The sequence below is a fragment of the Cellulomonas sp. KH9 genome (assembly GCF_900114185.1).
GTDB lineage: Bacteria > Actinomycetota > Actinomycetes > Actinomycetales > Cellulomonadaceae > Cellulomonas.
On the sequence record NZ_FOSE01000001.1, the window covers coordinates 540,729 to 553,330 of the forward strand.

9 protein-coding genes are annotated in these 12,602 nt (G+C 73.2%); all 9 read left to right on the forward strand.

The window, feature by feature from the left end:
- Positions 1-25 precede the first annotated feature (25 nt).
- A complete protein-coding gene (locus BMZ16_RS02455) occupies positions 26-1,015 on the forward strand; it encodes an ABC transporter permease (protein ID WP_089798004.1) in 990 nt (329 codons plus the stop codon).
- 12 nt (positions 1,016-1,027) lie between these two features.
- Positions 1,028-2,077, forward strand: a complete 1,050-nt coding sequence (locus BMZ16_RS02460; protein ID WP_089798005.1) for an ABC transporter permease — start codon at positions 1,028-1,030, stop codon at positions 2,075-2,077.
- Positions 2,074-2,991 carry an ABC transporter ATP-binding protein gene (locus BMZ16_RS02465; protein WP_089798006.1) on the forward strand — a complete coding sequence of 306 codons (918 nt, stop codon included), beginning with the start codon at positions 2,074-2,076 and terminating at the stop codon, positions 2,989-2,991. The genes BMZ16_RS02460 and BMZ16_RS02465 overlap by 4 nt, the downstream gene beginning before the upstream one ends.
- Positions 2,988-3,923 carry an ABC transporter ATP-binding protein gene (locus tag BMZ16_RS02470; protein ID WP_089798007.1) on the forward strand — a complete coding sequence of 312 codons (936 nt, stop codon included), beginning with the start codon at positions 2,988-2,990 and terminating at the stop codon, positions 3,921-3,923. Before BMZ16_RS02465 ends, BMZ16_RS02470 begins: the two co-directional genes overlap by 4 nt.
- Positions 3,920-5,959 (forward strand): beta-galactosidase, encoded by a 2,040-nt coding sequence (locus BMZ16_RS02475; RefSeq protein WP_255366309.1) that lies wholly within the window; start codon positions 3,920-3,922, stop codon positions 5,957-5,959. Before BMZ16_RS02470 ends, BMZ16_RS02475 begins: the two co-directional genes overlap by 4 nt.
- Positions 5,960-6,047: 88 nt before the next feature.
- Positions 6,048-8,588 (forward strand): glycoside hydrolase family 2 protein, encoded by a 2,541-nt coding sequence (locus tag BMZ16_RS02480; RefSeq protein ID WP_089798008.1) that lies wholly within the window; start codon positions 6,048-6,050, stop codon positions 8,586-8,588.
- A complete protein-coding gene (locus BMZ16_RS02485) occupies positions 8,581-9,108 on the forward strand; it encodes a glycosyl hydrolase (protein ID WP_089798009.1) in 528 nt (175 codons plus the stop codon). The genes BMZ16_RS02480 and BMZ16_RS02485 overlap by 8 nt, the downstream gene beginning before the upstream one ends.
- Positions 9,109-9,155: 47 nt before the next feature.
- Positions 9,156-11,336: a glycoside hydrolase family 36 protein gene (locus BMZ16_RS02490; protein WP_089798010.1), complete on the forward strand. Its 2,181-nt coding sequence runs from the start codon at positions 9,156-9,158 to the stop codon at positions 11,334-11,336.
- Positions 11,333-12,580 (forward strand): AGE family epimerase/isomerase, encoded by a 1,248-nt coding sequence (locus BMZ16_RS02495; RefSeq protein ID WP_089798011.1) that lies wholly within the window; start codon positions 11,333-11,335, stop codon positions 12,578-12,580. Before BMZ16_RS02490 ends, BMZ16_RS02495 begins: the two co-directional genes overlap by 4 nt.
- Positions 12,581-12,602 lie beyond the last annotated feature (22 nt).

The window sequence follows — 12,602 nt, forward strand, 5'->3', positions numbered from 1 at the left end:
CGTCGACCCCCGAGGAGGAGGACCCATGCGCTTCGTCCTGCGCAAGCTCGGCTTCTACGCCGTCGCACTGTGGGCCGCGCTGACGCTGAACTTCGCGATCCCACGCCTGATGCCCGGCAACCCGGTCGACATCCTGCTGGCACGTCTCCAGCAGCGTGGCGGCCAGGTCACGGCGGAGACGCGCACGGCGTACGCCCTCCTCCTCGGGGGCGACTCCGACCAGCCGATCCTCGAGCAGTACGTGCAGTACCTCGGCAACCTCCTGCGGGGGGACCTCGGGGTCTCGGTCAGCTACTTCCCGGCCCGCGTCAGCGACGTCATCCTGCAGTCGCTGCCCTGGACCATCGTCCTGGTCGGGCTCGCCACGGTCATCACCGCGATCCTGGGTGTCCTGCTCGGCGCCTTCGTCGGGTGGAAGCCCGGCACCTGGCTCGACTCGCTGGTGCCGGCCACCACCCTCATGGCGTCCATGCCGTACTTCTGGCTGGCGCTCGTCCTGGTCTACTTCCTGGCCCGCAACCTGGGCTGGTTCCCCATGCAGGGCGGGTTCGACGTCACCCTGCAGCCCGGCTGGAACGCGGACTTCATCGGCTCGGCGATCCAGCACGGGTTCCTGCCGGCCCTGACGATCGTGCTGGCGTCGATCGGCGGCTGGCTGCTGGGCATGCGCAACATGATGGTCTCCACGCTCTCGGAGGACTACGTCCTGACCGCGGAGGCCAAGGGCCTGTCGCCGACGAAGATCCTGCGCTCGTACGCCGCGCGCAACGCCGTCCTGCCGTCGGTGGCCGGGTTCGCCATCTCGCTCGGGTTCGTCGTCAGCGGGTCCGTGATCACCGAGCAGGTGTTCTCCTACCCCGGCATCGGCAGCCGGCTGCTGATGGCGGTGTCCAACAACGACTTCGCGCTGATGCAGGGCATGTTCCTGTTCATCACGCTCTCCGTGCTGGCCGCCAACCTCGTGGTCGACCTTCTCTACGGCCTCATCGACCCCCGCACCCGGGCTCGGTCCTGACAGGAGACGACCATGACCCACCTCAGCACCGACAACGGACCGACGGTCGGCTCGGCCGCCGACGAGAAGCTCGCCCCGGTGGCGTCGTCCGCCGACAGGCCGCGCGCCGGGTGGCGGGCGATGCTCCCCACGATGACGCCGTGGCTGGCGCTCGGCCTGTTCCTCGTGATCTCGATCGCGCTGTTCGGCACCATCGGCCCGTACCTCGTCGGCGACCCGGGCCAGATCCGCGACATCGGCCTGACGGCACCGTCCGGCGAGTTCGTCCTCGGCACCACGCAGACCGGTCAGGACGTCTTCGCCCAGCTCGCGCACGCCACCCGGGGGTCGCTGCAGATCGGCCTGCTGGTCGGCCTGATCGCCACGGCGCTGTCCTGCTTCTTCGGCATCTACGGTGCCTACCGCGGCGGTCTCACCGACGAGGCGTTCTCGCTGCTCTCCAACGTCATGCTCGTCATCCCCGGGCTGCCGCTGGTCATCGTGATCTCGGGCTTCGTGCCCCGCGAGGCACGCGGGCTCTGGACGATCGCCGTCGTGCTGGCCATCACGAGCTGGGCCGGATCCGCCCGCGTGCTGCGCGCGCAGACGCTGTCGGTGCGCAGCCGCGACTACGTCGCGGCCGCGCGGGTCGCCGGCGAGAGGTCGTGGCGCGTCATCGTCGTCGAGATCCTGCCGAACCTGCTGCCCGTGATCGCGTCGCAGTTCGTGTTCGCGGTCATCGCCGCCATCCTCGGGGAGGCGGGGCTGGCGTTCATCGGCCTGGGCGCCTCGAACGCCTCGACGCTCGGCACGATGCTGTTCTTCGCGCAGAACGGCTTCGCGCTCGGCATGGGTGCGTGGTGGTGGTTCGCGCCCCCGGGCCTCCTCATCGCCCTCTTCGGGATGGGGCTGTCCCTCATCAACTTCTCGATCGACGAGATCATCAACCCCAAGCTCAAGAACGTGCGCGCGCACCGCAAGCGGGCCAGGAAGGCGATCCGCCTCGAGCGGGAGGTCCGGCGGGCGGACCGCCGCACGGCCGGCCGGTCCGAGGCGGGCGCCCAGGAGGTGGCGTCCCGATGACCAGCACAGCGACCCTCGCCGTGGGCCCCGACGCGACGGACCGCGACGCGGTCCTGACGATCCGGGACCTCACCGTGGTCTACGAGGTCGAGGAGCCGGTGACCGCCGTCAAGGGAGCGAGCCTCACGCTGCACCGCGGGGAGATCCTCGGCCTGGCCGGCGAGTCCGGCTGCGGCAAGACGACCCTGGCGTACGCCGTCAACAGGCTGCACCGCCCGCCCGCGCGCATCGCGTCCGGGGACATCGTCTTCCACGACCGGGCGGGTCACGACGTGGACGTCCTGGCGCTCGAGGACGCCGACCTGCGCGAGTTCCGCTGGTCACAGCTCTCGATGGTGTTCCAGGGGGCGATGAACGCCCTCAACCCGGTCACGTCGATCCGTGCCCAGCTGCGCGACACCCTCCGGGCCCACCGCCCGCGCATGACCAGGGCGCAGGTCGAGGCGCGCAGCGTCGAGGTGCTGGAGCGCGTCGGCGTCGACCCGCGACGGCTCTCGTCGTACCCGCACGAGCTGTCCGGCGGCATGCGCCAGCGCGTCATGATCGCCATGGCCATGCTGCTCGAGCCGCAGATCATGATCATGGACGAGCCGACGACCGCGCTCGACGTCGTCGTGCAGCGCGAGATCCTCACGGAGATCGTCCGGCTGCGCGACGAGCTCGACTTCGCGGTCGTCTTCATCACCCACGACCTGCCGCTCCTGCTGGAGATCTCCGACCGCATCGCCGTCATGCTGCGGGGCGAGATCGTCGAGCTGGACACCTCCCAGCGGCTGCTGCGCGAGCCCCGGCACCCCTACACCCGCAAGCTGCTGGGGTCCTTCCCCAGCCTGCACGGCGAGCGCGGTGCGTTCATCCGTTCCGGCGTCGACGAGACAGCCGGGCCCGAGCCGACGACGGAGGTGCCCGCATGACCCGCGTGCACGTGACCGACCTGGTCAAGGACTACACCATCCGCGAGGGGCTGCGGCGCAGCAGGCTGCGCGCCGTCGACCACGTGAGCCTGGACCTGACTCCCGGCAGGACCGTCGCCCTCGTGGGCGAGTCGGGGTCGGGCAAGTCGACGATCGCGAAGATCCTCACCCGCATGGAGTCCCCGACGTCGGGGACCGTGGACGTGCGCCTCGACGACGGCACCCCCGTGCAGGGCTCGCTGTACCGCCGTCAGGTGCAGATGGTGTTCCAGGACCCCTACGCGTCGCTCAACCCGTTCCACACCATCGAGCACCACGTCGCCCGCCCGCTGAGGATCCACCAGCGCACCACGGGCGCCGCCCAGACGCACCAGCGGGTGCTGGAGATGCTGGAGCGCGTCAACCTCTCACCCGCGGAGCAGATCGCTGCCCGACGCCCGCACGAGCTGTCCGGCGGACAGCGCCAGCGCGTGGCGATCGCCCGGGCGCTGGCCCCGGGCGCGCAGGTGCTGATCGCCGACGAGCCGGTGTCGATGCTCGACGTGTCCATCCGCCTGGGGGTGCTCAACCTGCTCGGCCGCCTGCAGCGCGAGGACCGGCTCGCGGTGCTGTACATCACGCACGACCTCGCCACCGCGCGCCACTTCTCCGACGAGATCGTCGTGCTGTTCCGCGGCCGGGTGGTGGAACGCGGGCCGGCGGACGCCGTCATCCTCGACCCGCAGCACGACTACACCAAGCTGCTCGCGATGGCCGCCCCGGATCCGGAGCGAGGGCCGGCGCGGGTCGCCGCCGGTGCGGTGATCGACCGCGCCGCGATCGACAACAGCGTCTGCTACGACCACTTCGCCGGCGAGTGGCAGCAGGTCGGATCCCCCGCGCGGAGCGCGGCAACCGCACGGAGCGCGGCAACCGCACGGAGGACAGCGTGACCGAGTTCGTCCGGGCGTCGATCCCGCCGCCCCCGGCGCCCGCGCCCCTGACCTGGCCCACCGACGGCATCTCCTACGGCGGTGACTACAACCCCGAGCAGTGGCCCCGGGAGGTCTGGCACGAGGACGTGCGCCTCATGAGGGAGGCCGGGGTCAGCCTGGTCTCGCTGGGGATCTTCGCCTGGGGCACCGTCGAGACGTCCGACGGCGTGCGCGACTGGTCGTGGCTCGACGAGGTCGTCGAGCTGCTCCACGGCAACGGCATCGCCATCGACCTGGCGACGCCGACGGCCGCGCCGCCGAGCTGGCTGCTCACCGCGCACCCCGAGATCGCCCCGGTCCTGGCCGACGGGTACCGGGAGCCGCCCGGGGGGCGCAACGCGTGGTGCCCGGCCAACCCCGTCTACCGCCACTACGCGCTGCGGCACGTCGAGGAGCTGGCGTCCCGCTACGGTCGGCACCCCGCCGTCAGGCTGTGGCACGTCGGCAACGAGCTCGGCGGCGGCAACATGCGGTGCTACTGCGACCTGTCCGCCGCGGGGTTCCGGGCGTGGCTGGAGGACCGGTACGGGTCGCTCGACGCCCTCAACGTCGCCTGGGGGACCGCGCAGTGGGGCCACCGCTTCGGCACCTGGGAGGAGATCGACCCTCCGCGCGGCCGCCACGGCGCCCCCAACCCGTCCATGTTCCTCGACTTCGAGCGGTACTCGTCGGACGCGCTGCTGTCGCAGTACCTCGCCGAGAAGGAGGTCATCGAACGGCACTCCGACGCCCCGGTGACGACGAACTTCATGGTGGGTGCGGGTGCGCAGGTCGTCGACTACGCCTCGTGGGCGCCGCACACGGCGGTCGTGGCGAACGACCACTACACGCTGGTGGACGACCCGTACCGCGAGCAGGAGCTGGCCTTCGCGGGTGACCGGATGCGGGGCATCAGCGCCGGCCGGCGGCCGTGGCTGCTCATGGAGCACTCCACCGGCAGCCCGAGCTGGCAGCAGCGCAACCGGGCCAAGGACCCGGGCGAGATCGGGCGCAACGCGCTCGCGCACGTCGCGCGCGGCGCGGACGGGGTGCTGTTCTTCCAGTGGCGCGCCTCACGCGCCGGGGCGGAGCAGTTCCACTCCGCGATGCTGCCGCACAGCGGGACGCGGTCGCGCATCTGGCGCGAGGTGGTCGAGCTCGGTGGGCACCTGCGCGCGATCGCGGAGGTCGCCGGCACCCGGGTGGAGCCCGCGCGGGCCGCGATCGTCGTGGACGACGCGGCGGGGTGGGCGCTGGGCCACGGGCTCAAGCCGCACCGCGGGCTCCGCTACGGTCCCGAGCTGCGCGCCTGGCACCGCGCCCTGTGGGACCTGCAGGTGCTGTGCGACGTGGTTCCCCGGGACGCCGACCTGGAGGGGTACGACCTCGTCGTCGTCCCCACGCTCCTGGTCGTCGACGAGGACCTCGCGGCACGGCTGGACGCGGTACCGCGGCGTGGCGGCACGCTCCTCGTGACGTACCTGTCCGGTGCGTGCGACGAGCGCAACCAGGTGATCCCCGGGGGGTTCCCGGGCGCCTTCCGCGAGGTGCTGGGTGCCTGGGCCGACGAGTTCTACCCGTTGCAGGTCGGGGAGCGCGCCACGCTCGACGACGGCAGCTCGGTGGCCGACTGGACCGAGCGCGTGCACCTCGACGGCGCCGAGGCGGTCGTCTCCTACACCTCCGGCTCCCTGGCCGGTGGTCCGGCGGTGACGCGCCGCCAGGTCGGCCGCGGTGCCGCCTGGTACGTCTCCGCCCCGCTGGAGCCCGCCGCGGTGGACCGCGTCACCGCCCGGCTGCTGGCGGAGACGGGGATCGCTCGCACCGTCGAGGCGCCGCCCGGCGTGGAGGCGGTACGCCGGGTCGGCGACGACCGGTCGTACCTCTTCCTCCTGAACCACACGGGTGACGAGCACACCGTCGCCGCGACGGGCACCGAGCTGCTCACGGGTACCGACGTCGAGCCGCGCGTGACGCTCCCGCCGGGGACCGTGCGCGTCGTGCGCGAACGCTGACCGCCCCCGCCCGCCCCCCGACCTGCCCGGCACGCACGCCCGGCGGGTACCCCGACCCTTCCCGCACCACCGACACGCGAGGACTCCCGTGACGTACCTCCCCCCGACCTTCCGCCCGCTGCACGAGGGCTGGACCCTCACCGCCGTCGACGGCCCGGTGCCCGCCGCCGCCGCGGAGGCCCTCGCGGCCGGTGTCCCGGCCGTCGTGCCGGGCGAGGCGCACCTGGACCTGCTGGCGGCCGGGCTGGTCGCCGACCCCTTCGACGGCGACAACGAGGCCGCGCAGCAGTGGATCGGCGACACCTCGTGGCGCTTCACCACCACGTTCGTGTGGAGCCCGGGCGAGGCCGAGCGCCATGACCTGGTGGCGCACGGTCTCGACACGGTCGCGACGGTCGAGCTGAACGGGGCCGTGGTCGCCCGCACGCAGAACATGCACCGCTCCTACCGCTGGGACGTGCGGGAGTTGCTGCACGAGGGCACCAACACGCTGACCGTCACGTTCGCCGCGCCGGTCCCCGAGGCGCTGGCCCGCGCCGAGCGGGACGGCGCCCTGCCGCGGACCAACCACCACGAGTACAACCAGCTGCGCAAGATGGCCTGCTCCTTCGGCTGGGACTGGGGGATCGACGTCGCGGGGGCGGGCATCTGGAAGCCGCTCGGCCTCGACTCGTGGTCCGGCGTGCGGGTGGCGTCCGTCCGTCCGCTCGTCGACGTCGACGGCACCACGGGCGTGCTGAGCGCGCACGTGCAGGTCGAGCGGGCGTCGGGCGACGGCGAGGTGCCCGTGACCGTCACCGTGACGTCCCCCGCCGGTGACGTCCTGACCGCCGACGGCGTGGTCCCCGCCGGCGCCGGCACGGGCGTCGTCGAGGTCCGGGTGCCCGACGCGGACCTCTGGTGGCCGGTGGGGCACGGCGGGCAGCCGCTGTACGGCGTCGACGTGCGCGCGGGCGACGGCTCGTGGGCCGGGCGGGTGGGCTTCCGCACCGTCACGGTCGACACGGCCGACGACGAGGCGGGCGCACCGTTCACCCTCCTCGTCAACGGCAGGCCGGTGCTGGTGCGCGGCGTCAACTGGATCCCCGACCACGCGTTCCTCACGCGCGTCACACCCGACCGGTACCGGCGGGCGGTCGCCGACGCGCTGGAGGGCAACGTCAACCTGCTCCGCGTCTGGGGCGGCGGCATCTACGAGAACGACGAGCTGTACGACCTCGCCGACGAGGCCGGGATCCTCATGTGGCAGGACTTCCTGTTCGCGTGCGCCGCCTACTCGCAGGACGCCGCGATGTGGAGCGAGGTCGAGGCCGAGGCGCGGGAGAACATCACCCGCCTGTCCCCGCACCCCTCGCTGGTCGTCTGGAACGGCAACAACGAGAACACCTGGGGAAGCGTCGACTGGGGCTGGGGGCACCGGCTCGCGGGTCGCCCCTGGGGTGACGGCTACTACACCGAGCTGTTCCCCGCACTGCTGGCCGAGCTCGACACCACGCGGTTCTACTCGCCGGCCTCGCCCTTCTCGTTCGGGGACTACCGGTACCCCAACGACGAGCGCTACGGGACCATGCACGTCTGGGACGTGTGGAACCGCGTCGACTACACCGTCTACCGGGACTACCGGCCCCGGTTCGTCAGCGAGTTCGGCTTCCAGGGTCCGCCGGCGTGGTCGACGCTCACGCGGGTCGTCCACGACGAGCCGATGGACCCCTTCGGGCACGAGATGCTCGTCCACCAGAAGGCGAACCAGGGCAACAAGAAGCTCGAGCGCGGCTGGCAGGGGCACCTGCCCGACCCGAGCGGCATCGAGGACTGGCACTGGACCACCCAGCTCAACCAGGCCCAGGCGGTGCGCTTCGGCGTCGAGCACTGGCGGTCGCTGACGCCGCACAACACCGGCACCATCCTCTGGCAGCTCAACGACAACTGGCCGGTGGTGTCCTGGGCCGCGGTCGACCACGACGGGCACCGCAAGCCCCTGTGGCACGCGATGCGTGACGCCTACGCGCCGCGGCTGGCCACCATCCAGCCGCGTGCCTCCCAGGCCGCCCGGGACGCCGCCTGGGAAGGGCTGCCCGCCGAGCCCGACACCACCGCGCTGGTGCTCGTCAACGACACCGCCGAGGACGTCGCCGGCACGTTCACCGCGACCCGGCAGACCTTCGACGGCACCGTGCTCGCGACCGCGACGCTGGCCGCCGAGGTCCCGGCGCGGGGCGCGGCCGACGTCGTGCTCCCCGCTGACGTCGTCACGTTCACCGACGCCTCGCGCGAGGTCGTCGTCGTGGTTCCCGACGACACCGGCAGCGGGTTCGCGCCCGCCTTCCTCGACGGCGCCGACGTCGTCGGGCAGGTGCTCGACCCGGCACCGGTGACGGTCGACGCGGTCCCCGTCGACGGCGGCGTGGACCTGACCGTCACCGCCTCGTCCTACGTGCGGGACCTCATGGTCCTCGCGGACAAGGTCGACCCGGCCGCGCGCGTCGCCGGCGGCATGGTGAGCCTGCCGGCCGGGGCGTCGGTCACGTTCCACGTGGCCACCGCCGCCGACGTCGACCCCGCGGCCTTCGCGGGCACGGTGCGCTGCGCGAACGACCTGCTGGGCCGCGACGGAGCGGGACGTGGGTGACGACCGTCCCTGCAACCCCGACGCGTCCGCCGAGGTGCGCAACGTCCTGGACCACCTGGACGAGCTGCGCGGCCGGGGCGTCGTCCTGGGGCGGCACACCCAGACGCGGGCCCAGGAGGAGCTCGCGTACATCGCGCGGACCACGGGCAGGCTGCCGGCGCTCTGCGGGTTCGAGCTGCTGGCGTACTCGCCGAACATCGACGTCGCCCGGAGCGGCGAGGCGTGCCTGACCGAGGTCGAGCAGAACCGGGGCACCCTGGAGCAGGCCTGGCAGTGGGCCGAGCGCCAGGGCCTGCTCCACCTCACGTGGCACTGGTTCTCGCCGCTGCACGGGAGCGACGCCGAGATCGGGCCCATGGCCGACCTGGCGGCGCTCGAGGTCTCCCGCGTGCCGTGGACGTTCCTCATGACGTGGAGCCAGGAGTGGACCCGCGAGTCGACCACCGACCCGGACGTGCTGCGTGCCGCGTACCACAGCCCGTACGCGGTCACGCTCGACACGTTGCCCGCGCTCTCCTGACCGCGCCGCCCGGACCACCACCGCACCCCCGAGCCCGAGAGGCGACCATGACGACCCTGCGCTGGAGCACCGGCGGACTCGAGACCCTCGTGCGGATCGGGCCGGACGCGCCCGTGACGTTGCGTTCGTTGCGCCCGTCGGACGCGGCCCGCACGGCCGTCCCCGTGACGGTCGACGACGAGGGGCCGGCCACCGTCACCCCGCCTCTCGTGGAGGTGCAGGTGCTCGGCCACGGCCGGTTCCCGGGCAGCCACCGCTACACGTCCACCGTCGTCGGCGCCCGGCTGCGGTACACCGGGCACGAGGTGGTCGACGGTGCCCTGCACCTCCATCAGGTCGACGCCGTGACCGGCCTGCGCGCCACCAGCGTCCTGAGCCCGCTCGCGGGGGCACTGCGGTGCTGGACCGTCCTCGAGGCCGGCGCGTCCCCGGTGACCGTCCAGGCGGTGACGTCGCTCGTGCTCGGCACGTTCCTGCCGGACGCCGGCGTGGAGGTGGACGACGTCGACGTGCTGTGGGCGGACAACGACTGGGTGGCCGAGTCCCGCTGGCACCGCGCCCCGCTGCGCGACGTCGGGCTGCCGGCCATGGACACCGCCGTGCACCACCACCTCAACCGCGCCCGCATGGCCGTCACCACCCGCTCGTCGTGGTCCACGGGGGAGCGGCTGCCCACCGGCGTGCTGGTGGAGCGGGGCGGCACCTACGGACTCGCCTTCCAGATCGAGCACAACGGTGCGTGGCACTGGGAGGTCGGTGAGGACCAGCGGGGGGCCAGCCTCGCCCTGCTCGGTCCCACCGACGCCGAGCACCACTGGTCGGTGACGCTCCCGCCGGGTGAGCGGTTCACGTCGGTGCCCGTCGCGGTGACGGTCGCGCACGCGCCGGTCGCAGGGCGTGACACGCCCGTCGACGCAGCGCTCGCGGCCCTGACCACGTACCGGCGGGCACTCGTCGCCCACGTGGGCACGGCCCGGCCGGGGGACCTGCCGGTGATCTTCAACGACTACATGAACACGTTGATGGGCGACCCCACGACCGCCGCGATCCTGCCCCTGGCGGATGCCGCCGCACGGGCCGGTGCGCGGTACTACTGCATCGACGCCGGGTGGTACGACGACGGCGCCGGCGGATGGTGGGACGCCGTCGGCGCGTGGGAACCCAGCAGGTCCCGCTTCCCCGGTGGGCTGCAGGAGGTGCTCGACCACATCCGTGACCTGGGGATGGTGCCCGGTATCTGGCTCGAGCCCGAGGTCGTCGGTGTGCGCTCCCCGGTCGCGGACGTCCTTCCCGAGGAGGCGTTCTTCCAGCGTCTCGGCCGGCGCGTCGTGGAGCACGGCCGCTACCAGCTCGACCTGAGGCACCCGGCCGCCCGCGCCCACCTGGACGCCGTCGTCGACCGTCTGGTCGGCATGGGCGTCGGGTTCTTCAAGCTCGACTACAACATCATGCCGGGGCCGGGTACCGACGTCGGCGGGCAGCCGGCCGGTGCGGGGCTGCTCGAGCACTGCCGCGCCTACCTCGACTGGCTCGACGCGGTGCTGGCACGGCACCCCACGCTCCTGGTCGAGAACTGCGCCTCCGGAGCCATGCGGATGGACTACGCGACGCTCTCGCGGCTGCACCTGCAGTCGACCTCCGACCAGCAGGACCCGCTGCTCTACCCGCCCATCGCGGCGGCGACCCCGGCGTCCGTGCTGCCCGAGCAGGCCGGTCACTGGGGGTACGCCCAGCCCTCGATGAGCGTCGAGGAGTCGGCGTTCACCCTGGTGGCCGGCGTGACCGGACGGCTGTACCTCTCCGGCCACCTCGACACCATGGACGACGCGCAGCTCGCGCTGGTCGGCTCGGGGGTGGCGGCCCACCGCGGGCTCGCGCCCGTCCTCGCCCGGGGCGTCCCGTCCTGGCCGCTCGGCCTGGAGCACCGGGGCGCCTGGCAGGCCTTCGCGCTGCACGCCGACGGCACGGTGGTCGTCACCGTCTGGCGGCTCCCGGGCGCGTGTGCGGTGCTCGACCTCCCGTTCCCGGCCCACGTGGGGCGTGAGCTCGCCGTCGAGACCGTCTTCCCGCCCCGGGGCACCCCGGGCACCACCGGCTGGCGGACGTCCTGGCGGCCGGGCGACGGGGTCCTGAGCGTCCACGGCGGCACCCGTTCACCCTCGGCGCGCGTCCTGCGCCTGGTTCCCCGCGCGCCCTCCGTCCACAGCCCCGCGAAGGAGCAGTCATGACCGGCTGGATCGAACGGCCCGCCCACCACGCGTGGCTCGACGCCGAGTGCAGGCGCCTGCTGACCTTCGGTCTGGACGCGGGCCTCGTCGACGGCGGCGCTGCCTACCTCGACGGCCGCGGCACCCCTGACCCCTCGCAGGGCGTGGCGACCTGGCTGACCGCCCGGGCAGCCCACGTCTACAGCCTCGGGAGCCTGCTGGGGTTCCCCGGGGCGGGCCTCGTCGCCGACGACGCGATCGCCGGCCTGCGTGGGCGGTTGCGTGACGCCGAGCGCGGCGGCTGGTTCCGTGCCCTGCTGCCGGACGGGTCGGCCGACCTCACCGCCGGCAAGGCCTGCTACGACCACGCCTTCGTCATGCTGGCTGCATCGAGCGCGGTGCTCGCCGAGCGGGCCGGTGCGGCGACGCTCCTGGACGAGGCGACCGCGGTGTTCCTCGAGCGGTTCTGGGACGACGAGGTGGGGCTGGTCGTCGACGCGTGGGACCGGGACTTCGCGCGGCCGGACGACTACCGCGGACTGAACTCCACGATGCACTCGGTCGAGGCCATGCTCGCGGTGGCGGACGCCGTGCCCGCCGACCGGGCCGAGGCCTGGCGGCGGCGGGCCGAACGGGCGGCGCGATTCGTGGTCGGGCTGGTGGACGCGCACGACGGGCGCCTGCCCGAGCACTTCGGCTCCGACTGGACCCCTCACCCGGACCTCAACCGGGACCGCCCGGACGACCAGTTCAAGCCCTTCGGTGCGACTCCCGGCCACGGTCTGGAGTGGTCGAGGCTGCTGCTCCACCTCGAGGCCGCCATCGGCGTCGACGACGGGTTGCTCGCGGCCGCGGTGGCCCTCTTCGAGCGGGCCGTGGCGGACGGGTGGGCGGTCGACGGCGCCGACGGGTTCGTCTACACGACCGACTGGGACGGCGGCCCGGTGGTGCGTCACCGCATGCACTGGGTCGTGGCCGAGGCCATCTGCGCCGCGGCGGCGCTCCACCGGCGCACGGGGGACGCGTCCTACGCGGCGTGGTACCGGACGTTCTGGGACTACGCCGCGCGGTACCTGCTCGACCTGGCGGACGGCTCCTGGCAGCACGAGCTCGACCCCGGCAACCGCCCGTCGGCCGCGGTGTGGTCCGGCAAGCCGGACCTCTACCACGCGGTCCAGGCCACGCTCCTGCCGCGTCTGCCACTGGCGCCGACCGTGACACGCGGCGTCGCGGACGGGCTGCTGGGGGCGACCGCGCTCCGGTGAGCCTGCTCGGGGCCGTGGTGAT

Excerpts from the sequence above, each read along its gene's own strand:
- BMZ16_RS02455 (WP_089798004.1), top strand. The coding sequence starts at position 26 with ATGCGCTTCGTCCTGCGCAAGCTCGGCTTCTACGCCGTCGCACTGTGG.
- BMZ16_RS02460 (WP_089798005.1), top strand. The coding sequence starts at position 1,028 with ATGACCCACCTCAGCACCGACAACGGACCGACGGTCGGCTCGGCCGCC.
- BMZ16_RS02465 (WP_089798006.1), top strand. The coding sequence starts at position 2,074 with ATGACCAGCACAGCGACCCTCGCCGTGGGCCCCGACGCGACGGACCGC.
- BMZ16_RS02470 (WP_089798007.1), top strand. The coding sequence starts at position 2,988 with ATGACCCGCGTGCACGTGACCGACCTGGTCAAGGACTACACCATCCGC.
- BMZ16_RS02490 (WP_089798010.1), top strand. The coding sequence starts at position 9,156 with ATGACGACCCTGCGCTGGAGCACCGGCGGACTCGAGACCCTCGTGCGG.
- BMZ16_RS02495 (WP_089798011.1), top strand. The coding sequence starts at position 11,333 with ATGACCGGCTGGATCGAACGGCCCGCCCACCACGCGTGGCTCGACGCC.